Below are 22,305 nucleotides of genomic sequence, written 5' to 3'. Positions count from 1 at the left end.
GCGATTTCTGGGTTTCATGCGCTTTTTCGCATAGGCACGGCTCGCCCTTGCGACAATTTTACGCCGACGGGGGCGGGACTCGTTCTTCTTCAGTTCATTGACATGTTCGGTCCGAATGATTGCGAGTTGTCATGTTATCGTTCTTAGCGACTCATCGGCCCGATGGAGAGGGATGTTGCAATTAATCATAAATAATATTTAAAATACAATGAGTTAGTATAGATTTGATGGTGGCGTCGGATTTCACTGCGAGCCTTAAGAAGCCCAATTTCCATCACTTTAACAAACAAATTGACAAATATATGCGATGCTGCCATTTTGAGCTTGCCGCTCGGGAGGTGGGCCACTGGTCCAAGAGGTGGGTGGTTCACGGGGGCATCAGCAGACATGCAGACGCACTACCGCACCCGAACCCGAGCGCATGTCGGATCAAGACATCAAATGCGTCACCAGAGGAGGACAGCATGAACAAGTTACTCAAAGGGTTGGCAGCGGCGGCAATCGCCGCAATGCCGGTGGCCGTTCAGGCCCAGGAAACGGTCAAGCTTATTTCGATGCCGCCCGGAGGGTCGTGGTACTCGTACGGATCGACGTTCGGTGAAATCATCAGCCGGTCGGCCGGTGAGCTCGACCTCAATGTCGAAGTCATGCCCCGGGGCGGCGGAATGGCCAACCCCGTTGCGGTGAACCAGGGCGTCGCCGACCTCGGGTTCGTCACCTCGAATGCCGCTGTCTGGGCGCGCGACGGGATTGGCGAGGAATTCAAGGGCCGCGAGAGCAAGGACATCACCACCGTCGTGGGTGGCCTGCAGACGTCCTACACGACCGTCGTCGCGCGTAAGGCTTATGTCGACGAAACGGGCAACGACACGTTGGAGAAAGTTCTCTCCGCCGAAGAGCTGCCGCGTATCGCCATGAAGCCGACCGGCTCGCAGGTTCCGATCGTTGCCAACTACATGTTCGAAGCGCTTGGAACGAGCCTTGAGGAACTGCGTGGCAAGGGCGCAATCGTTCAGGTCGAAACTGCCCAGATCGCACAAATGCTCCGCGACGGAACCGCCGACGTCTACGTCGAGAACGCTCCAATCGGGCAGGCGACGATGACGGAGACGACTCTCACTTCCGACATGGTCTTCCTCCCGGTCGGCGAAACCGTTCTGTCGCATATGGAAACGCTTGGCATGCCCACGGGCACGATGCCGGCCGGTTCCTACAAGGGGCTTGAGACCGACTACGTTAACCCGACGTCGCCGACGCTTCTGATTGCCAACCGCAACGTGGACGAAGACGCGATCTACCAGGTCACCAAGTCTCTGGTGGAAAGCCGCGACGAGATCGCGGAAACCTACGCTCCGCTTTCCGGCTGGGATCCGCAAGCTGGCGCCCAACCCAACCAGGCGGTCCTCGAACTGCATCCTGGCGCGGCACGGTACTACCGCGAACAGGGCTGGATCGACTGAGCCGACACCCAACACTCAGGATCGCCGCCCAGATCGTCTGCGAGCGGCGGTCCTGAACCTTACCCAGGAAGGGAAACCCCGATGAACTTCGCGCTGCTCATGCGCGTCATACAGGTTGCACTGTCCTTTGTGTACGTGGGCACCCTCTTGACGCAGTTCTTCAACCCGATGCCGCCCATCAACATCGCGGCGTTCCAGGTGTACATGGCCGTTGCCCTGGTCTTTGCCTTCACGCGGGAAAAAGAGGACGCGAAGTTCGTCTGGATTTCCCGAACGGTTACGCTCGCGTGTGTTCTGATCTCGCTGGCGATCGCGGTCCTGTACCAATACGAAATTCCGCGCCTCGAGAGGCGGCTGGAAATGATCGACCCGGTCTTCCCGATCGATATCTTCATGCACGTCGCGGGTGTTATCCTCATCCTTGAAGCCGTGCGCCGTTCAGTCGGGATGTCGCTGGTCGTGGTTGTGGGCGTTTTCATCGCTTATGGCTACTTCGGCTTCCTGGCTCCCGGCTGGATGTCCTTCCCGGGCTTCACGCTGTCCACGCAAGCCGAAATGATCACGATGCAGACGTCCGGCATCTTCGGCGTAACCGCCAGCGCGGCCGTCAACTTCGTGTTCTTCTTCGTGCTGTTTGGGGCCGTCTTCTCCGCCACCGGCGGTGGACCGCTGTTCATCGACCTCGCCATGCGGGCCACCTCCCGGCTCGCGGGCGGTGCGGCCAAGATGTCTCTGGTCGGTTCTGCTCTGTTCGGGGTGGTGAGCGGCTCAGCCATTGCCAACACCACGTCGACGGGCGTTCTCACCATTCCGATCATGCACCGGTCGGGTTATTCCAAGGAGCAGGCAGCGGCTACCGAAGCCATCGCCTCCACGGGTGGCCAACTGATGCCGCCAGTGATGGGTATTGCCGCGTTCGTCATGGCAGACCTGCTGGGTATTCCCTATCTCACGATCGCGGCTGCCGGACTTATCCCTGCGCTGGCCTTCTACTTCGCGCTGATTGTCATCGTCGACCTGCGCGCCCGCAAGTCCGGTGTCGGCAACATCAGCGCCGAGGCGCTGGATATCCCGCCGATCCTGCCGCGCCTGCACCTGCTGCTCGCTCCGATCGCAATGATCGCGACCTTGGTCATGGGTTACTCCGCACCCTTCGCCGCCCTGACCGGTACGATCCTTTCGCTGGTGGTGCCCTTCCTGCGCAAGTCGACTTGGTATCCGCTGCGCGAGATCTACTACATGGTCATCGATACGGCGAAACAGATGGGGTATATCTCCGCTCCGCTCGCCGCTGTCGGCATTGTCATGGTCATCGCGACCCAGTCGAACCTGGCGCTGAAGTTCGTGAGCATGCTGACCGACATCGGCGGCTCCAACCTCTACCTCTCGCTGGTGCTGGTGATCTTCGGCTGCATCATCATGGGCATGGGGCTGCCCACCGTCGCCGCCTACATCATCGGCTCGCTGGTCTTCGTGCCCGCTCTGACGGGAATGGGGGTGGATCTGCTCGCGGCAAACCTCTTCGTGCTCTACTACTGCGTGCTCTCGATGGTGACGCCGCCAGTTGCGCTCTGTACCTTCGCAGCGGCGGGTATTGCCGGGTCCAACGTGAACAAGACGGGGATCCTGGCGTTCAAGTACGCGCTCGTGATCTTCCTTGTACCGTTCGCCTTCGTGAATGACCCTCACCTTCTTTGGCAAGGCGCCGCGTGGCAAATTGGGATCGCCGCGGTGGGCCTGGTCCTGGCCACCTTTAACTGGGCGGTCTTCCTGGAGGCGTGGCTCAAGCACCGGCTCAACATCGTCGAGCGCCTTGCGTTCCTGGTCGTCAGCCTGTCTTTGGTTGTCGCGCCGACACTCTCGCTCACCTGGGTCGCCGGCATCGCGGGCAGTGCGGTTCTCTTCGCCTGGTGCTTCATGTTGAAGCCTCAGCCAAGCGCCAAGCGCCAAGGGGCCTGAGAGCCTCAACGCTGTCCCGGGGCTGTGCCGAATGCTGCCCCGGGATGGCCCTTCCGCATCGCCTGATCGCCTCGTGCGATCCCGCCAACACGCGGCGGAGAGCCGGTGGTCAACCTTCGTAGTCCCCGAGCCGGTTCCCCCCAGCACAATAATCAGGATCGACCTCAGATGACTTCGGACGACATTGGTAATCGCGTGACCCAGGAAAAGCGTGCGCTTGTAACCGGAGCCAGTTCCGGGATCGGGGCCGCAATCGTCGAGAAACTGTTGGCCGACGGATGGAATGTGCTCGGTTTCAGCCGTTCGAAGCCGGACGTCGTGAACGCACGCTTCGAGCATGTCTCGGTCGACCTCTCGAGCGAGGTGGACCTCGATGCGGCGCTTGCGGAAATCGGGCGCGTGGACGCCATTGTGCACGCGGCAGGCAAGCTTCGCGTCGGCGAGATCGGCAACATAGACCTTGCCGATGGTCGCGACATGTGGCGCCTCCACGTCGAAACCAGCATTCAACTGATTAACACGATTGCCCCGCGAATGGCCGACGGTAGCCGGATCGTCCTCGTCGGCAGCCGTACCGCTCGTGGCTCCGCAGCGCGAAGCCAATACGCGGCGAGCAAGGCCGCCATGGTCGGACTGGCGCGATCCTTCGCAATCGAACTGGCGCCGCGCGGGATTACCGTCAACGTGGTGTCGCCCGGTGCAACCGATACGCCGATGCTGAGGGATCCCGCCCGCGTCAGCGTGAAACCGAAAGTTCCGCCAATCGGTCGGTTGGTCAAGCCCGGGGAGATCGCTGGTCTTGCTGCCTATCTGCTGTCCGAACCGGCGGCGAGCATCACGGGCCAGGAGATCGTGGTCTGCGGCGGCGCATCGCTGTAGACGCTTCAATTACGCAGGCGAATAGTCTCATGACCACCGATTCCCTCACCGACGTGCTGATCAACGCCCGCAGAAGTGGCTGCTCCGTTCCGGCGGTTGCCGACCTGTCCCTTCCGCCCGACGAAGACGCTGCCGACAGGGTGCAGCTTGAGGTCGTCCGAAGCCTCGGACCGATAGCCGGATACAAGGTATTTCAGGTCGGCGAGGGCGAAGGCAAATGGGGAGCCATTCCCGCTACGCGCATCCTCTCCTCGCCCGCGGTGACCGACGCAGTCGCTTCGGAACAGAAAGTCGAGGCAGAGATCGCATTTCGCTTTCAGCAAGATCTACCCCCTCGCGACGACGGCTCGGCCTACTCGAAGGAGGACGTCTGGGCGGCCGTTGGCAGCGCTTTCGCAGCCTTCGAACTCCTGCAGAGCCGACTTATTGCCAGCTCCATCGATCCGTTGCTGGTTCGAGCGGATTCCATGGGGAATTCCGGCCTCGTAATCGGCAAAGAGGTGCCGAAGTGGAGATCGGCCGTAAAGCCTGACGTGGCGGTGCGTCTCGACATAGGTGACGCAACCGCGGTCGACCAGCGTGGCGGCCATCCGTCCGGCGATCCAGCACATCCGCTTGTCTGGCTGGTCAACGCACTGTCGCGCACGGACCATTGGATCAAGGCTGGCGACATCGTGACAACCGGCGCATTTGGCGGCAGCCACGTTATCCGGCCAGGCGAAACCACAATCGCCAGCATCGAGGGTTTCGAGAGCATCCGCTTCTCTATCGAGCGTGTTTGACGCCGGATCGCTAGCCGTGCGGAACAGCGGTGGCGGGAGGAGCAAGAGACTTCGCCTGCGGGGGCCGAGATTACGGTCGGCTTTCCACCGGGACAGGTAGTTCGGCTCTTCAGCATGTTCACGCGATCGGCGGCGTTCTCTCAGGACGTCGGCGTGCGGCCGCGGGCATGGGCCAGCACCTCCGGATTGCAAAGTGCTGCACCCGCTTCGAAGGCCAGGGCATCGAGCGCCACACGTGCGACGGTCCTTCCGGTGGCCTCCAGAGCGCCCAGGGACGCGCCGCCCAGATGGGGTGCCAGAATGGTGTTGGGGGCTGTGACGAGTGGGGCCTCCCTGGAAGGGGGCTCGTGCTGAAAAGTGTCGATGGCCGCGCCGGCTATGGCGCCGTTTTCAAGTGCCGATGCCAGGGCCACTTCATCAACAAGCGCCCCGCGCGCCGTATTCACCAGCACCCCGTTCGCGCCCAGCAGCGCAAGGCGGCGCGCGTCGATCACCAGTCCATCGGCGCGAGGAGAGCTGTGCAAGGAGAGAATGTCTGCCTTGGCGCAGAGCGTATCGAGATCGGCGGCTTCCTGCACGCCAAGCGCTCGCATCTCCTCGGGCAACGGGTGGCGCGACCAAGCGTGAACCTCCATGCCGAACGCGATGGCGATCCGCGCCACATGCCGCGCCACATGTCCTGTTCCCCAGAGGCCCAGGCGGTGGCCTCGGAGGTCTGCTGGCGATGCGGTATAGCGAAAGTCGTAGTCGCCGCGGCGCAGGGCGGCATCGCCTTGGGGTACCTTCTTCAGCAGCCCCAGAAGCAAGGCAAACACCTGTTCCGCCACGTAGGGCGCATTTGCGCCGGCAGTATTCACCACCTGAATGCCCAGAGATGTGGCGTGATCCATGTCGATTGCGTTCGTGCCTGTGCCATGCACCGCGATGACCCGGAGACGCGGAGCCATATCCATCCAGGTGGATCGGAAACCGAGATTGCGGGTCACGACAACCTCCGCCTCGGAAAGCAGGGCGGGAAGGCGCGCCTCCAGGCTGTGCTCCGGGCCGGCGACACGCGGCTCCAGCCCCGCTTGGCGAAGGATGGAAACGCCCGCTTGGGCTATCGGCTGAAGGATAATGCAGCGGCTCATGGGAGCCGGTTCAGGCAGAAGTCGAACACCGCTTCCGTCGCATCTGCAAAGTCGTCGAAGTTCATGCTTTCGTCGGGGTTGTGACTGCCGTTCTCGTTCCGGATGAAGACCATCGCCGAAGGCACACCGGCCGCTGCGAAGGCCGCGGCATCGTGACCCGCGCCACTGGCCATACGCCGCACCGGCACGGAACGGGCGTCGCAGGAGGCTTCCAGCGCGGAAGCGATGTCGCCTGACAAAACGGCCGGTTCACTGCCGGTGCGCTGGCCGAAATCGAACCGCACGCCACAGCGTTGACTGATAGCGGCCGCCTGGCGCATCAACTCATCATGAACGCGATCGAGCGTCTCGCGGGAAGCGCTGCGCACATCGAGGCAAAAATCCACCCGACCCGGAACCTTGCTGAACGCATGCTGCGCCGGGTCTGTGAAGACCTTGCCGAAGGTGATTGTCAGGTCTTCTCCGGTGGCTTCGAGTTTCTGCCAATAGTCTTCCATGGCACTCACGAGCAGGGCCGTGCCAACGACCGCGTCCTTGCGGGCCGACCGTGGCGTTGCACCGGAATGGGCATAGATGCCCGCGCAGCTCGCCTCGCGATAGCGAAAGCTGCCTCGGATCCCGGTCACCACCGCCATCGGAAGTGCGTCGGCAACCAGCACCGGTCCTTGCTCGATATGCGGCTCCAGAAACCCGGTGAGGGTCTGCGTATCTATCAGCGGCGCGCCAAAGCGAATTGCGGAAGGATCGCCGCCGGCGGCACGAATGTGGGCGCCTAGGCTCAAGCCCGTATCGGCGCGTATGACCTCGTCCAGTTCCGAGGGAGCCAAGGTTCCGAGCATCGCGCGGCTACCGATGTAGGACGCGTTGAACCATGTACTTTCTTCGGCACGGGTGGCCATGACGGTCAGGGTGGTTGCCGGAGTTATCCCGGCTTCGATCATGCCGCCAAGCACGGCCAGCCCCATGGCAACGCCCGCGGCTCCGTCGTAATTGCCGCCCGCAGGCACCGAATCGAGGTGAGAGCCAATGATGAACTCCCGCGTCGGATCTGCGCCGTCGTAGCGGGCATATGCGTTGCAAGCCGCATCGACATGCCAGCGAAGCCCTATATCCTCCGCAAACCGCCGGAAAATCTCGTGTGCCGCCGCTTCACCGTCTCCATAAGAGTCACGTCGCACGCCGCCTTTCGGGTCGCGAATCTGCGCCAGTTCCTTCAGGAAACGCTCCGCTATGTGCAGGGCCGGGCGAGCTGGCTTGTCGGTGCGGGCTGTTTGCGGCACGCGCAATCTCCTGAGCTGGTCGGCCGATCAGGGCTGGAATGCTCTGCCGGTTAGTGGTATTCCACTCGTAAGCCAATAGCATACGGAAAACTATGGCAAGCACTTTTGTAGATCTGAACGCCGACCTCGGCGAGGGTTTCGGACCTTGGAAGATGGGGGATGACGCAGGGTTGCTGCGGGTCGTCACAACGGCAAACATCGCCTGCGGTGCGCATGCGGGAGACCCCAATATCATGCGTCAGACGGTTGCCGAGGCCGCTCGGAATGGCGTTGCCATTGGTGCGCACCCGGGATTTGCGGATTTGGCCGGGTTCGGGCGGCGAAGAATGACGCTCACTGCAGCCGAAATGGAAAACCTGATTGCCTACCAGGTCGGCGCTCTCGCCGGAATTGCCGCGCTGGAAGGGGTGCCCATGACCCATGTGAAAACGCATGGGGCATTGGGCAATATTTGCGCGGAGGATGACGCTCTGGCCATGGCCGTCGGGCGGGGGATCAAAGCGGTCGACCCTGCGCTGCGTTACATGGTGATGCCCGGGCAGGCGACGGAACGCGCGGCTGAGAAGCTTGGGCTGACCCCGATCAGCGAAATTTATGCCGACCGGACTTATGCGGATAATTTCAATTTGTCGGATAGGCGACAGCCCGGAGCAGTGCGCCACGACACGGCAGAGATCATGTCGGCGGTCAAGGCGATGCTCTCCGAAGGTGCACTCATCGCCGAAAGCGGCAGACGATTGCCGACGGCGATCGACTCGATTTGTGTGCATGGCGACACCCCGGGTGCCCTGACCATCGCTAAAGCTCTGAGGGCGGCGCTGGAAGAGGCGGGCTTTCGGGTTTGCGCCCAATACCTCAACGGCTAACGGCCGCTGGCTCCGCCGCCGGTCAGATGGTCGATGATGCTTTTGCGCACATTCTCGAGGTGGCTGAACATGGCGTCTCGGGCAGCATCAGAGTTACGTGCCTTGAGCGCCCCCAGGATTGTGAGGTGCTCGGCAAAGGTGGCCTGGCGCCTTTCGGGCAAGCTCTTGACGTCGAAGACGAGGGTCTGAAGGCGCAACCCCTGCACAATGCGCCACAACTGCGGATTTCCCGAATTCAGGCCGATCATCTCATGCAGGCGTTCGTCGGTGGCGCGAATTTCGGCCCGTTCGGGCTCGTCGGATGCGGCAAGTGCTTCGATCCGGGCTTCCAAGGCCTCCACTTCGGCGGTGGCGACGCGCTGGGCGGCAAGGCTCGCAGCCTCCGGCTCGAGAATTTGGCGGATATGAAGATTGTCGAAGTATTCCCGCGTATCCATGTGCTTGACTTGAAGCATACGCGGTTCGCGGCGGACCAGAAGGCCCTCGTTTTCGAGCATCAGCAGGGCGTCCCGGACCGGCGTACGCGACACGCCAATCTCTTCGGTCAAGCGCCGTTCCTGAATGATCGAGCCGGGCAAGAGCTCACCGGAGAGGATCTTTTCCAGCAGCACCTCATAGGCCACCATCGACCGGCGCTGGTCGCCCCCGTTCTCTGCCTTGTCCACCAATTATTGACCTCCCAGAAAATCATCAACCATTGGTTGACAGGTGGTATTCCATTTGGCAGGCAAAAGCCAGAGCGTTTTTCTCCAACCGGCCACGCTTCGGGAGCCCAGAGAGCCGCATGACCGCTCCTATCATAAGTTCACTTGGTGCGCGGGCGCTACTGTTCGACGCGGGCGGCGCGTTTTCGCTAACGGTTCAGGAACGGATCTGGGCGCTGGCGCGCAAGGTCGATGGATGGGACGAGGTCCGTGAGACGTGTCCCGGTGTAACCAACTTGACGGTGGTCACGTGGGGTCCGTCAGCGGACCTGGAGGAACGCCTCCTCGAGACCTGGGAGGAGGTTCGACGGCTCCCCAAAAAGCAGGTTGCGCCCGGCCGCCTGCTGGAAATCCCGGTCGTCTACGATGGTGTCGACCTCGAACTCGTTTCTCGGCTTTCTGGTCTCAGCCCCGCCGAGGTGATCGCTCGGCACGCTGCCCCGACGTACAGCGCCTTCGCCATCGGCAGCCATCCAGGGTTTGGGTACCTCGGCCCGCTCGACCCGGTTCTTGAGGTTCCCAGACGGGCGGAGCCTCGCATCAGCATGCCGGCCGGCACAGTTTCCATCGCCGGCGCGCAGACAGGCGTCTCGGCGTCGGATGGCCCGACGGGCTGGCATGTTCTGGGGCGGACCTCGTTGCGCATGTTCGTGGCCGACCGTGACCCGCCCGCGCTGCTTGCAGCGGGGGACAGGGTGCGGTTTGTTCCGGTGGCGCGGCCATGATCGAGGTGCTGGCTACCACGCCCCATGTGACAGTACAGGACCACGGTCGACTGGGGCATCTGTCGGAAGGGGTTCCCCGTGCGGGCGCAGCCGATTTGGCGGCGTTGGCGGCAGGTAACATCGTGCTCGGCAATCCCGAGGGGCTCGCGGGGATCGAGCTGCCGAGGGCAGTAATATCCTTGAGGTTTCATCGACATACCTCCATCGCCCTGACCGGCGCCAGCATGATTGCGGGCCTTGGGGACCGTTGCGTCGACAGTTGGACCACGCTCAGCGTGTTCGCCGGCCAGGTGTTGGAGATCGAGCCGCGTCCCGGGGGGACCTATTCGTATCTTACGGTGGCTGGCGGGATAGATGTCCCGCTCGTTTTAGGCTCTCGGAGCACCCAGTTGCGGGGCAGTTTTGGGGGCCACATGGGTCGGCCGCTGAAGATCGGAGACCGGCTCCCGGTCGGCGCCGCGCCGCTGCGGTTTCCGTTCTGTTGCCCGATCCAACCGCCGCCTCGGGTCGGCTTGGCGCCCTTCCGTGTGATCCCGGCCGCGGAATATGCCTACCTCGATCCAGAAAGCCGAGCGGATTTCTGGAACGGGCCATGGCGGGTGACGGCGCAATGCAACCGCGCGGGCCATCGGCTCGAAGGTCCGGTCCTGACCATGAAAGGGGTGCCCGAACTGCGCTCGCATGGGATTGTTCCGGGTATCGTCCAGTTGCCAAACGGCGGGCAGCCGGTGGTGCAAATGTGCGATGCGGCCACTATGGGTGGCTATCCGAAGATTGGAACGATCATTGACCCGGATCTCGGCCGCTTTGCGCAGATATCGCCCGGATCCATTGTGAGGTTCATGCACTGTGAAGCCTCCACATCCGAAGGCACCGCCAGCACGTCGGACACCGACTGGCTCGCGTCCCTGGCCGAAACGCACACCCCCGGGCCAGAAGCGGATGCGGCGACGTTGGATCTCCTCGCGGCTGTCTCGCGCCTATCCGCCTGCGCGGGCGATTCGGCATCGGAATTCGCGATCTCCAGGAAAGCCCCTGACCACACATTCCGGCTTCGGCGTGACGTTTGGGGCATCTGACGCCGGCGAATTTGCTAGCCGCCTCAAGACTTGGCGACACGATCAATCCCTGGGCGAAGCGCGGTGCGCAATATTCCAATCGAATGTTGCGGGTTGACAGGTGGTATACAACTGGCACACTGATTTACGTAGCGAGAGAAAACCTTGCTTAACGGAGCCGTCTTGAGGGCGGAGCTCGGACTGGAGCAAAGACGATGGACAGGTTCACCGGATTCAGCCGCGAAGAATATGCGGCGCGACAAGAGGCTCTCCGGTCCCGAATGGAGGCCGAGCGGCTTGACGCGATCGTCGTCAGCGCGCCGGAAAATATCCTTTACCTCACGGGCTACCAGACCAAGGCGGTCTTCACTTTCCAGTTCCTCCTCTTTCTCCGAAGCGGCCCGCTCGAACTCTTCACCCGCCAGATGGAATATGTGAACGCCCGTGATGCCGTGAGGGCAGGGGGCCTCGATGACTTTGTCGTGTTCCAGGATGACGAAGATCCGATCGAGGTCTCTAGCGGCTTCCTCGCGCGCCGCCTCGGTGCGGGGCAGAAAGTTGGTCTTGAACTCGCAAGCTGGACGATGTCGGCCCAGAGGGCGGCGGACATCACCGCAAGCCACACGGGCGTCGATTGGATCGATGTCTCCTCGCTGATCGACAGGATGCGGCTGGTCAAGCGCCCCGCGGAACTCGACGTAATGCGGGAAGCCGGCCGGATCGGCGATAAGGTCTCCAACAGCGTGGGACAGGTGATCGCCGCAGGCCGTAGCGAGAATGACCTGTCTGCGATGGTCCTGAGCGCCATGATCGCCTACGGGTCGGAATATCCTGGGAGCTGGCCAAATATCACATCCGGCATACGCACCGGGCTGATCCATGCGACCTGGGAAGGCACCGTCATCGAGGCCGACGACCATGTCGTCACGGAGGTAACAGGGGTGCGCGGGCGGTATCACGCGCCATCCATGCGGGTCACGCTCGTCGGCAAGCCCGAACCGGCCATAGAACGCGGCGCGGAGGCCTTGGTGAAGGCGCAGGCGGCGGCCGTGGCGGCGATGGAGCCGGGTGCTCCGATGCGGGTCATCAATGATGCTGCCATGGCCGTTCTCGATGGAATGAACCATGGCCTCACGCTCGCGCGCCGCTCAGGTTACTCCCTCGGTCTCGGCTTTCCGCCCTCCTGGGGCGCGCAATGGCAGCTCGGACTCAATTCGGTGGTCGAGATGCCGCTGGAGATCGGGATGACATTCCATGTGGTGTGCGTCGGTCACTTGCCCGACGGCAAGGCCGTCGCAATCGGCTCCACCGCCGCACTCGGCCCGGAGGGGCCCGAGGCCCTTACCAGAGGCGGGCTGTACCGGGTCTGACGCGGGCGCAGACCAATCGACCAACCAAACGCTATTCGAAAAAAGGAAACACATCGATGACACAGAATAGATCTGGCTTTACACGTCGCGGCTTCCTTAAAGCCAGCGCAGCCACACTCCCCGCCGCCGCGATGATCTCGCGCGGTCACATGGCGCGCGCGCAATCGAACCAGGTGATTATCCGCACCAGTTCCGGCGGCTCCTACGGCGATGCCATGGAGCGCGCGGTCTATGGCCCCTTCACCGAGGCGACCGGCATTCAGGTCGTCAAGACGCCAAGCGACATGGCGCCACTGATCCAGTCCGTCAAGAACGAGCAGCCGCTGGTCGACGTGGTCGACACCAGCGAGGGCCTGTTGCAGACCCTCGCTGCCAACGACGTGCTGGAGCCGGTCGACTACAACCGCTTCACCATGTTCAGTGTCGACGACATCGGCGCCGATTCCGCTCAGGAACTGATGGTGCGCCGCATGGTATATGCCCGGGTGCTTGGCTACAGCACCAAGGCTTTCGCCGACGGTGCCCCCACGAGCTGGGCCGAATTCTGGGATGTCGAACAGTTCCCCGGCGCGCGTGCGATCTCTGGGCTTGACCTTAACATGCCCGATCTGGAATTTGCCCTGCTGGCCGACGGCGTGCCGATGGACGAACTCTACCCGCTCGACATTGACCGAGCGCTTGCCGCCTTCAGCCGTATCCGCGACGATATCGTAAGCTTCTACGACACCGATGCGATTTCGGCCAACTTGCTGTCGACCGGCGAGGTGGACATCGAGGCCATCGCCAACGGCCGCATCCAGCCGATGATCGACGAGGGCGGTGACTATGCGATCGAGTGGAATGAACACATGAAAATGCCGAGTGCCTACGCGATCCTGAAGAACCCGGTGAACCTCGAGAACGCGCACAAATTCATCGACTTCGCGCTTTCGCCCGAAACCCAAGCGCGTTTCGTCGAGGAGATCCCCTATGGCCCGACCAACCAGAAGGCCTTCGAACTGATTGCTCCTGAAATGGCGGCCAAGCTGCCCACCAACCCGGAGTGGAACGACAAGGGCTTCACCCAGAACGTCGCATGGTGGGGTGAGAACGCCGAGGCCGTGACCCAGGCCTGGAATACCTGGGCGGCGCAGTGAGCCCAAAGATGGACATGTCAGTGGCAGATACCGAGGCGGTGCGGGTGACCAAATCCGCCTCGGTCCACCTCGAGGCGATTTCCAAGTCGATTGGCGGCACCCGCATTCTTGCGGGTGTCGACCTCGACGTTAAGGCCGGCGAGTTCGTGACCCTGCTGGGGCCGTCGGGCTCGGGCAAGACCTCGACACTCATGGCCATCGCAGGCTTCGTGACGCCCGACGCCGGCCGTATCACGGTTGGCGGGCGCGATGTGACGGCGCTGCCACCGGGGCGGGAGCGTGACATGGGGATCGTGTTCCAGAACTACGCTCTCTTCCCGCACATGACGGTGGCGCAGAACGTTGCCTACCCGTTGAAGGTGCGCCGCCTCCCCCGGGCCGAGATCAACAAGCGGGTGGGGGAAGTGCTTAAACTTGTGCAGCTCGATGCGCTGGCACATCGCAAGCCCTCCCACCTCTCCGGTGGTCAGCAACAGCGGGTCGCGCTGGCGCGGGCGCTGGTGTTCGAGCCGTCCGTGCTGCTGATGGACGAGCCGATGGGGGCCCTCGACGTGCGGCTCAAGGAGGAGCTGCAGTGGGAGATCCGCCGCCTTCAGCGCGAACTCGGCGCAACGGTGATCTATGTCACCCACGACCAGAACGAAGCCATGTTGCTCTCGGACCGTGTGGCGCTCATGCGGGACGGTCTGATCGAGCAGTACGGGCCGGCGCAGGACCTCTACCGACGTCCAAAGACGCTGTTCGCCGCACAGTTCCTTGGTGATTCAAACCTGCTCACCGGGCAACTTCAAGATGGGACGCTCCGGGTGTCAGGCCGGTTGCTCGCGCTGGCCCCCGGTGCAGAAGACGGGCTGCAAACCGGCCAAACCTATGCCGCTCTGCTGCGTCCCGAGGCGCTTACCGCCACGCCGGCGGACGCGGTCGCGCACCCCGATGGCCGCCATGTTGACGGCGTCGTTACCGACATGGCGTTCGTCGGTCAGTCGATCCGCTACGAGGTCAAAACTGGGCTTTCGGAAGCCCCCCTGCTGGTGCAGCAGGTCGCGCGCGCCGCCCACGCACAACTTGCGCCGGGCACGTCAGCCCGCATCAGTTGGGACCCCGCCGACATTCACCTGATCCCCACCGGTGGCAGTGATGTCTGACGCAAGCCTTTCCCCGACCGTGGCCCCGCGACGGTTCCTCTCTTCGCTGGCGGAACTGCAGTGGCTCGGCGTCGCGGTGATCCTGGTGTTCCTGGGCGTCACCTTCATCGCGCCGCTTGCCAAGGTCCTTCTGCTCAGTGTCACAGGTGACGACGGCGGCGCGACACTTGAGAATTTCCGTGGACTTCTCGCCACCAGCAGCCTGCGGCCGGTGCTGTTGCAAACCGCCGTGACCTCGCTGGAGGTCACGCTTGCCTGCCTGGTTATCGGCTATCCGGCGGCGATCTACCTGTCGCGCCTGAACGGCTGGAGAGCGAGCCTCACCAGCGTTGCCATTCTCTTTCCATTCCTCACCAGCTCGCTGGTGCGCACCTTTGTCTTCATCGTGCTCCTGGGGCGTAACGGCGTATTCAACTCCGCGCTCGAATGGCTCGGGGTTCCCGGGGCACCGTTCAAACTGCTTTTCAACCAGATTGGCGTCGTGATCGGCATGACGTACGTGTTGCTGCCCTACATGCTGCTGTCGCTGATCGGCACCATGCGCAAGATCGACCACACGCTGCTCGATGCCGCCCGCAGCCTCGGCGCAAGCCGCGCGCGGGTGTTCTGGACTGTCTACGTCCCCCTCAGCCTGCCCGGTGTGGCGGCGGGGGCAATCATCACCACGATCCTCGGCTTCGGCTACTTCGTGACGCCGGCAATGATGGGCGGCCCGGGGGAACGGATGATTGCACAGATGGTCGAGCAGCGGATCCTGGTGATGTATGATCTGCCCGGCGCGGCGACGATCTCGGTCGTCATGTTGGTCATCGTTCTGACCACATACGCTGCGGCGGCCCGCTGGCTCGGACTTTCTCGACTGATGAGGCCCCAGGGATGAGCGACCGCATGACACCTGCCGCCCGTGGCGACCGCGTGCTGGCCGGATACGCCTGGCTCGTTCTGGCCCTTCTGGTGCTGCCGCTGATCGCGTTGATCCCCATTTCGCTCGGCGACAGTCCCACGGTCAGCGTGCTGCCCGACAAGCTCTCGCTGCGCTGGTATCGCGAGGTGCTGGGCGGGGCCGAGTGGCGTAGCGCCTTCTGGTGGAGCCTGGCGACGGCCTCCGTGGCCACGCTGATTTCCACCTCCATCGGCTATCTCGGAGCCTATGCCATCGTGCACTCGCAATCCCGCCTGAAGGGGATGCTGGAAGTGCTGATGCTGATGCCGATGATGGTGCCCACGGTCATCGTCGCCTTTTCAACTTATGTTCTCGCCACCTGGATGCCCGCGAATGCCACCTGGCTGATGATCTCGGTCGGGCAGGGGCTTCTTGGCCTGCCTGTCGCGACGCTCATCATCGCGGCCAGCCTGCGCGGGATTGATGGCACGGTGATCCGCGCTGCAGTCAGCCTCGGGGGCGACCGGCGGCAGGTGTTCGCGTTTGTCACCCTGCCCATGGCCATTCACGGCATCGTCTCCGCGGCCGCGCTCAGCTTTCTGATCGCCTTCGACGAGCTGCTGATCGCGGTGTTCCTGACCCGGCCGGGGATCGAGACTCTGCCGGTGCGGATCTACGACTCCGTGACGTACGAGCTGACGCCTGCCATCGCGGTGGTCAGTGTCTTCCTCATGGCCCTCGTCTGCCTGGCGATGTTGGCCGGAGAGGTGATCCGGCGACTGGCGGCGAATGCGGCGGTGAACGCGCCTCAATGACATTTCGGGCGTGCGATCGCGTACCGCCGCCCGGATTTTCCGACATATCAAAGGAGGCGAACTTGAGCCTGCTCACATCCGACGCCAGCGGCGTCTTCGTCATCTCCGTCACGCCGTTCCTGCCTGATGGCACCATCGATTTTGAAAGCCTCGACAGGGTCACCGACTTCTACCTCGAGCGCGGCGCAACCGGGCTGACCATTCTCGGCATGATGGGCGAGGCGCAGAAGCTGACCCAGGCCGAGGCCCGTACCATTGCCGAGCGCGTCATCGCACGGGCAGGCGACGTGCCGGTGGTCGTCGGCGTCTCCGCTCCCGGGCTCGCCGCGATCAAGGACCTTTCCGCAGCGGTCATGGACCTCGGTGCAGCGGGTGTGATGATCGCGCCACCCGGCAACCTGCGCACCGACAGCCAAATCGAGGCCTACTACGGTCATGCCTGCACAGCAGCGGGGAAGGGGACGCCGGTCGTGCTCCAGGATTTTCCGCTCTCTACCGGCGTACAAATCGACGCTGCGGTGCTGCTGCGTATCTTCGCGGCCCAGACCGATGTCGTGATGCTGAAGCACGAGGACTGGCCGGGGCTGGCCAAGGTCTCCGCCCTGCGCGAAGCCGAGGGTCAGGGCGCGCGTCGTGTGTCCATCCTCTGCGGTAACGGTGGGGTCTTCCTGCCCGAGGAGATGGCACGTGGCGCCGACGGGGCCATGACGGGCTTCGCCTTCCCCGAGATGCTGGCCGACGTCGTTTCCTGCGCAGGGCAGGGGCAGATGGACCGGGCGCAGGATGTCTTTGACGCCTATTTGCCATTGATGCGCTACGAACAACAGCCCGGCCTCGGGCTCGCCGTGCGCAAATATGTGCTCGCATCGCGTGGGGCCATCGCCTCTCCCGCATTGCGGGCCCCCGGTGCCGGGCTGGACAGGGCGGCGGCGCACGAGGTGGACCGCCTCCTCGCCCGCAAGGACAAACGACTGAAGGAGTTGGTGTGATGGACTACGGGTTGACCGGAAAGAAGGCTGTCGTTCTCGGTGGCAGCCGCGGATTGGGGGCAGCGTCGGCGCTGGCGCTGGCAGGCGAGGGCGCCGATGTGTTGGCGGTTTCGCGGTTGGGCACCGTGCCGCAAGGGGCATCTCCGGAAGCAGCCCCCCGGTTGTCAGGACGTGCCCTCGATCTCTCCGATACGAAAGAGGTGGACGCCTTCTGCGCGGAGCTCTCCGAGGCGGGCGTTTCGATCCTGGTCAACAATTGTGGCGGACCAGCAGCCGGCCCGGCGCGGGGACTGAAACCAGAGGCCTGGGCCAAGGCGTTCGACGCCATGGCCCTGTCCATTTTTTCGATAACCGAGGCCGTTCTGCCCGGAATGGAAGCGCAAGGCTGGGGCCGCATCGTGACCATCGGTTCGTCAGGCGTCCAGGCGCCGATCCCGAACCTTGCGCTCTCCAATGGGGTGCGCGGCGCCATTGCCGGCTGGTCGAAGACCCTTGCCCGCGAGGTTGCGTCCCTAGGGATCACTGTGAACATGGTGCTCCCCGGCCGGATCGCGACCGACAGGGTGGCGGAGTTGGATGCGATCAAGGCAAAGAAGCAGGGTGTTGACGTAGCTGACATCGAGAAAGCGTCCCGCGCTGCCATCCCGGCCGGCCGCTATGGCCGCCCCGAAGAGTTTGCCGCCGCGGTCGCGTTCCTCTGTTCCTCCGGCGCAAGCTTCGTCACCGGATCTATGTTGCGCGTCGATGGCGGCATGATCGCGTCCCTTTAGCTCGGCCCAAAACCACTCGGTCCGCTCTTGGGGGCGCGGACCGCACGCAGTCTCTGCCTCGGCGCCGTGCATTCGACTGCGGGCGCCGAGCGCCATGCGTCCATGCGGGGTAAACGACGGCCGTCGGTCTTGCGCTGACGGCGCGTCTGCCCCGCTCCGGAAATCCCCGCATTCATTGTTCAACCGCAAACTTCCGTCGGACGGCAGCGGCTAATCACCTTGGTTAGCTGGTCCACTTGGGCACCCTCAGCGGAATGAACGATGATCGGAACCTGTCTGCGCACCATCGCGTGTCTGTTGCTGCTGTGCCTCGCGGCTCCGGCAGATGCGGAACCCCTGATCGGTGACCTCCTCGACGCCGTCACACCCTCGGAAATCGTCCCGGACGCGACCTCATTCGGCGAGATGACCGAGGATGGCCTGGTGCCGGCGACGGCGGGTGACGACGTTTTGGGCTGGGCCTTCCTCACGTCGGATTTCGTGCCGACCACGGGCTACTCCGGCAAACCGATCCATATCGTTGCGGGAATTTCGCCGGACGCGGTTCTGACAGGGGCCAAGCTCGTCAAGCACTCCGAGCCGATCGTGCTAGTGGGCATCCCCGAAAGTGAAATCGTCAAGGTGATCCAGCACTACACCGGATTCGATCTGCACGATGTGTCAGGTCCGCGAGCGGCAGGTGACCTGGAGATCGTTTCGGGAGCAACCGTCACCATCATGGTGATCGACGACTCGATCTTGCGTGCCGGGGTCGCGGTCGCGCGCACCCTCGGCCTGCCGGGCTTTGCGGCTGAGCAGGCGGGCGGGCCGGAGCGCGAGATCGACCGGGAGGCGGGTGCCGTGACCGACTGGCAAACGCTTGCCGGCAACGGAGCGCTCCGGCAGATCTCTCTCGACGTCGCGGAGATCAACGCTGACTTCGCCGCCCTCGGCGATCCGCGCACCGAGAAGAACGCGGAGCCGGGTCCGGATACAGACCCGGTCGTCGCCGTCTGGACCGCCCTTGTCAGCCAGCCTGCGATTGGCCGCTCGCTCCTTGGCGACGCCGCCTATGCCAACCTGGAGAAGCGCCTGGACCCGGGAGACGAAGCCATCGCCGTCTTCGGCGCCGGTCGCTGGTCGTTCAAGGGGTCGGGGTATGTGAGGGGCGGGATCTTCGACAGGTTCCACCTGATCCAGGAAGAGGCCTCGTTCCGCTTCCGCGACCGCAACCACACCCGCATCGTTCGCGTCGCCGCCGACGGCGCGCCGGCCTTTTCGGAGATGGACCTTTTCATCGTCCCAGCCGAGGCCGGCTTCGATCCGGCAAAACCTTTTAGGCTCCAATTCCTGGTGAGCCGTGCCGTCGGGCCGATCGAAAAGACCTTCCTGACCTACGACCTGGGCTATGAGCTGCCCGATGTGTACACCCGCACGGTCGCGCCGGCAGCCGCGCCGGAAACCATCGCCGCAGCTACGGATTCTCAGGCCCGGGACGCCCTCTGGAAGCGGATCTGGCAGACCAAACGTATCGAGGTCGTCGTGCTCGCCGCCGCCCTCGGGCTGCTCACCATCATCTTCTTCTTCCAGTCGTTCGCGACGAAGAACGCCCGCACCTTCGACATCCTGCGCACCGCCTATCTCGTTTTTACCCTGGTCTTCATCGGCTGGATCGCCAACGCGCAGCTTTCGGTCGTGAACGTTCTCGCGGTGGCCAATGCGGTGTTCAGCGATTTCCACTGGGAAACCTTCCTGATGGACCCGCTGATTTTCATCCTTTGGTTCGCGGTCGCCGCTGCGCTGCTGTTCTGGGCGCGCGGCGCCTATTGCGGCTGGCTCTGCCCGTTCGGGGCGCTGCAGGAACTCACCAACAAGATCGCCCGCGCCTTCCGGGTGCCGCAGATCACACTTCCCTGGGGGCTGCACGAGCGGCTCTGGGCGGTGAAGTACATGCTCTTTCTCGGGCTCTTCGGCGTGTCGCTCTATTCGTTCGAACTCGCCGAACACCTGGCCGAGATCGAACCCTTCAAGACGGCGATCATCCTTAAGTTTGCCCGTCCGCTGCCATACGTGCTGATCGCACTTGCCTGCCTGCTGCCCGGTCTCTTCATCGAGCGCTTCTACTGCCGCTACGTCTGCCCGCTCGGCGGGGGGCTCGCGATCCCGGCGCGATTGCACATGTTCCAGTGGCTCAAGCGGTACAAGGAGTGCGGCAATCCCTGCCAACTCTGCGCCACGGACTGCCCGGTCGATGCCATTCACCCAACCGGCGAGATCAACCCGAACGAGTGCATCTCCTGCCTGAATTGCCAAGTGCTCTATCAGGACCATGCCCGCTGCCCGGTCGTCATCAAGGTCGACAAGCGGCGTGCGCAGGCCGCGGCGTCCGCCGCCTCGCTGGCTGCGCATTCCGAACGCCCGAACGTGGGCCATCCCAACCAGATCGCAAGAGAAAACAAACGGAGGGAATCCAATGACTGACACCCCCAACGGCATGACGCGCCGTGGTCTGTTCAAAGGCTCGGCAGGTGCCGCAGCACTGGCCGCTGTGGCAGGCACGAGCGGTGGACTCGGACTGATGGCCGCGCCGCGCAAGGCAGCCGCGGCCGGCGCCGCAATCGAGGTCGCACCGGGACAGCTCGACGACTACTACGGCTTCTGGTCGTCCGGGCAGTCGGGCGAGATCCGGATCGTGGGCGTGCCGTCGATGCGGGAGCTCATGCGAATCCCGGTGTTCAACCGCTGTTCCGCGACCGGGTGGGGCTCCACCAACGAAAGCCTGAAAGTCCTGACCGAGGGCCTGCTGCCTGAAACCAAGGAGTTTCTCGCCAAGCGCGGCCGCGTTACCTACGACAACGGCGACCTGCACCACCCGCACATGTCCTTCACCGAAGGGACCTATGACGGGCGCTACCTGTTCGCCAACGACAAGGCCAACACCCGCGTCGCCCGTATCCGCTGCGACATCATGAAGACCGACAAGATCATCGAGATCCCCAACACGTCGGATATCCATGGCCTTCGTCCGCAGAAATATCCGCGCACCGGCTATGTCTTCGCCAATGGCGAGCACCGTATTCCGCTGCCTAACGACGGCTCCGTGCTGGACGATCCGACCCAGTACCACTCCATCTTCACCGCCATAGACGGCGACACGATGGAAGTCGCCTGGCAAGTGATCGTCGACGGCAACCTAGACAACTGCGACGCCGACTATGAAGGCAAATGGGCCTTCTCGACCTGCTATAACTCCGAGGAAGGCGTGACGCTCGCTGACATGACAGCGAACGAGCAGGACTGGGTCGTCGTTTTCAACATCGAGGCGATCGAGGCCGGCGTGAAGGCCGGCGACTTCAAGGAGTACAAGGGCGTCAAGGTGCTGGATGGCCGGCGCGGCTCCAAATACACCGCGTACATTCCCATCTCCAACTCGCCGCATGGCTGCAACATGGCGCCCGACAAGCGGCACCTGTGCATCAACGGCAAGCTCTCGCCCACCGTTACCGTGGTGGATGTGACCAAGCTTCCGGACGTCTTCGACGGCGCTGAGCCGCGGTCGGCTGTCGCGGCCGAACCGGAACTGGGTCTCGGTCCGCTTCACACCGCTTTTGACGGAAAGGGCAACGCATTCACCACGCTGTTCCTGGACAGCCAGATGGTGAAGTGGAACCTCGAAGACGCAGTGCGCGCCTTCGCCGGCGAGGATGCCGATCCGATCATCGAGAAGATCGACGTTCACTATCAGCCCGGCCACAACCACACCACCATGGGCGAGACCCTGGAGGCCGATGGCAAGTGGCTCATATCGCTCAACAAGTTCTCCAAGGACCGCTTCCTGAACGTTGGCCCCCTGAAGCCGGAGAACGATCAGCTCATCGACATCTCGGGCGACGGGATGGCGCTGGTTCACGACGGACCGACCTTTGCCGAACCGCACGACTGCATCCTTGTGCGCGCGGATGTGGTGAACCCGGTTTCGATCTACGACCGCAACGACCCGATGTGGGAAGAGGCCCGCAAACAGGCCGAGGCCGATGGGGTGGACCTGGACTGGGGCGAGGACGTGATCCGCGACGGCAACAAGGTGCGGGTCTACATGTCCTCTGTCGCGCCAGCCTTCAGCCTCGAGAGCTTCGAGGTCAATCAGGGCGACGAGGTGACGATCTACATCACGAACATGGATGAAGTCGACGACCTGACCCATGGCTTCACCCTCGGCAACCATGGAGTCGCCATGGAGATCGGACCGCAGGCCACTGCGTCGGTCACCTTCACCGCCGACCGGCCGGGCGTGCATTGGTACTACTGCCAGTGGTTCTGCCACGCGCTCCACATGGAGATGCGCGGCCGGATGCTGGTCAAGCCAGTCGCGTAG

The 22,305-nt window shown here is 63.3% G+C and carries 19 protein-coding genes; 16 read left to right on the top strand and 3 right to left on the bottom strand.

What is annotated here, in order from left to right; translation table 11 throughout:
* Nucleotides 1–464: 464 nt before the first annotated feature.
* The 4 genes from BM075_RS08345 to BM075_RS08330 all read left to right on the top strand — a co-directional run bounded on the left by BM075_RS08345 (nt 465) and on the right by BM075_RS08330 (nt 5,080).
* Entirely contained in the window at nt 465–1,460 is a 996-nt protein-coding gene (locus tag BM075_RS08345) for a TAXI family TRAP transporter solute-binding subunit (protein WP_093360209.1), read from the top strand.
* An 81-nt stretch (nt 1,461–1,541) separates the two neighbouring features.
* Complete coding sequence (locus tag BM075_RS08340; RefSeq protein ID WP_093360208.1) at nt 1,542–3,419, top strand: TRAP transporter permease; 1,878 nt, start codon at nt 1,542–1,544, stop codon at nt 3,417–3,419.
* 168 nt (nt 3,420–3,587) lie between these two features.
* Nucleotides 3,588–4,298: an SDR family NAD(P)-dependent oxidoreductase gene (locus BM075_RS08335; RefSeq protein ID WP_093360207.1), complete on the top strand. Its 711-nt coding sequence runs from the start codon at nt 3,588–3,590 to the stop codon at nt 4,296–4,298.
* A 29-nt stretch (nt 4,299–4,327) separates the two neighbouring features.
* Nucleotides 4,328–5,080, top strand: a complete 753-nt coding sequence (locus BM075_RS08330; protein WP_093360206.1) for a 2-keto-4-pentenoate hydratase — start codon at nt 4,328–4,330, stop codon at nt 5,078–5,080.
* A gap of 140 nt (nt 5,081–5,220) precedes the next feature.
* On the opposite strand, the gene BM075_RS08325 is transcribed toward BM075_RS08330, so the two are convergent.
* Together BM075_RS08325 and BM075_RS08320 are read right to left on the bottom strand one after the other, a co-directional pair.
* A complete protein-coding gene (locus BM075_RS08325; RefSeq protein ID WP_093360205.1) occupies nt 5,221–6,210 on the bottom strand; it encodes a 2-hydroxyacid dehydrogenase in 990 nt (329 codons plus the stop codon).
* The gene (locus BM075_RS08320) at nt 6,207–7,490 is read right to left on the bottom strand and encodes a hydantoinase/carbamoylase family amidase (protein WP_177208285.1); all 1,284 of its coding nucleotides are present in this window, start codon (nt 7,488–7,490) and stop codon (nt 6,207–6,209) included. The genes BM075_RS08325 and BM075_RS08320 overlap by 4 nt, the downstream gene beginning before the upstream one ends.
* Before the next feature lie 92 nt (nt 7,491–7,582).
* On the opposite strand from BM075_RS08320, the gene BM075_RS08315 reads away from it, so the two are divergent.
* Nucleotides 7,583–8,356, top strand: coding sequence for a LamB/YcsF family protein (locus BM075_RS08315; RefSeq protein WP_093360203.1), 774 nt, complete (start codon nt 7,583–7,585; stop codon nt 8,354–8,356).
* Here the strand turns inward: BM075_RS08315 and BM075_RS08310 are convergent.
* Nucleotides 8,353–8,982 (bottom strand): GntR family transcriptional regulator, encoded by a 630-nt coding sequence (locus tag BM075_RS08310; protein ID WP_143089834.1) that lies wholly within the window; start codon nt 8,980–8,982, stop codon nt 8,353–8,355. The genes BM075_RS08315 and BM075_RS08310 overlap by 4 nt on opposite strands.
* Before the next feature lie 158 nt (nt 8,983–9,140).
* Between BM075_RS08310 and pxpB the strand changes: the two genes are divergently transcribed.
* From pxpB to nosZ, 11 genes are all read left to right on the top strand, one after another.
* The gene (gene pxpB, locus BM075_RS08305; protein WP_093360201.1) at nt 9,141–9,785 is read left to right on the top strand and encodes a 5-oxoprolinase subunit PxpB; all 645 of its coding nucleotides are present in this window, start codon (nt 9,141–9,143) and stop codon (nt 9,783–9,785) included.
* Nucleotides 9,782–10,864: a 5-oxoprolinase subunit C family protein gene (locus BM075_RS08300; RefSeq protein ID WP_093360200.1), complete on the top strand. Its 1,083-nt coding sequence runs from the start codon at nt 9,782–9,784 to the stop codon at nt 10,862–10,864. Before pxpB ends, BM075_RS08300 begins: the two co-directional genes overlap by 4 nt.
* A gap of 194 nt (nt 10,865–11,058) precedes the next feature.
* The gene (locus BM075_RS08295) at nt 11,059–12,213 is read left to right on the top strand and encodes a M24 family metallopeptidase (protein ID WP_093360199.1); all 1,155 of its coding nucleotides are present in this window, start codon (nt 11,059–11,061) and stop codon (nt 12,211–12,213) included.
* Between the two features lie 56 nt (nt 12,214–12,269).
* Nucleotides 12,270–13,349 carry an ABC transporter substrate-binding protein gene (locus BM075_RS08290; RefSeq protein WP_177208284.1) on the top strand — a complete coding sequence of 360 codons (1,080 nt, stop codon included), beginning with the start codon at nt 12,270–12,272 and terminating at the stop codon, nt 13,347–13,349.
* 14 nt (nt 13,350–13,363) lie between these two features.
* Nucleotides 13,364–14,494: an ABC transporter ATP-binding protein gene (locus BM075_RS08285; RefSeq protein ID WP_093360332.1), complete on the top strand. Its 1,131-nt coding sequence runs from the start codon at nt 13,364–13,366 to the stop codon at nt 14,492–14,494.
* A complete protein-coding gene (locus BM075_RS08280; protein ID WP_093360197.1) occupies nt 14,487–15,374 on the top strand; it encodes an ABC transporter permease in 888 nt (295 codons plus the stop codon). The genes BM075_RS08285 and BM075_RS08280 overlap by 8 nt, the downstream gene beginning before the upstream one ends.
* A complete protein-coding gene (locus tag BM075_RS08275; RefSeq protein WP_093360196.1) occupies nt 15,371–16,192 on the top strand; it encodes an ABC transporter permease in 822 nt (273 codons plus the stop codon). Before BM075_RS08280 ends, BM075_RS08275 begins: the two co-directional genes overlap by 4 nt.
* Nucleotides 16,193–16,254: 62 nt before the next feature.
* The gene (locus BM075_RS08270; RefSeq protein WP_093360195.1) at nt 16,255–17,181 is read left to right on the top strand and encodes a dihydrodipicolinate synthase family protein; all 927 of its coding nucleotides are present in this window, start codon (nt 16,255–16,257) and stop codon (nt 17,179–17,181) included.
* The gene (locus BM075_RS08265) at nt 17,181–17,951 is read left to right on the top strand and encodes an SDR family oxidoreductase (RefSeq protein ID WP_093360194.1); all 771 of its coding nucleotides are present in this window, start codon (nt 17,181–17,183) and stop codon (nt 17,949–17,951) included. Before BM075_RS08270 ends, BM075_RS08265 begins: the two co-directional genes overlap by 1 nt.
* Nucleotides 17,952–18,212: 261 nt before the next feature.
* Nucleotides 18,213–20,411, top strand: coding sequence for a NosR/NirI family protein (locus BM075_RS08260; protein ID WP_093360193.1), 2,199 nt, complete (start codon nt 18,213–18,215; stop codon nt 20,409–20,411).
* A complete protein-coding gene (gene nosZ / locus BM075_RS08255) occupies nt 20,404–22,305 on the top strand; it encodes a TAT-dependent nitrous-oxide reductase (protein ID WP_093360192.1) in 1,902 nt (633 codons plus the stop codon). Before BM075_RS08260 ends, nosZ begins: the two co-directional genes overlap by 8 nt.

It is taken from the genome of Tropicimonas isoalkanivorans (assembly GCF_900112335.1).
GTDB lineage: Bacteria > Pseudomonadota > Alphaproteobacteria > Rhodobacterales > Rhodobacteraceae > Tropicimonas > Tropicimonas isoalkanivorans.
The sequence above is the reverse complement of the archived record's forward strand: the minus strand, read 5'-3'. Positions and strand labels throughout refer to the sequence as shown.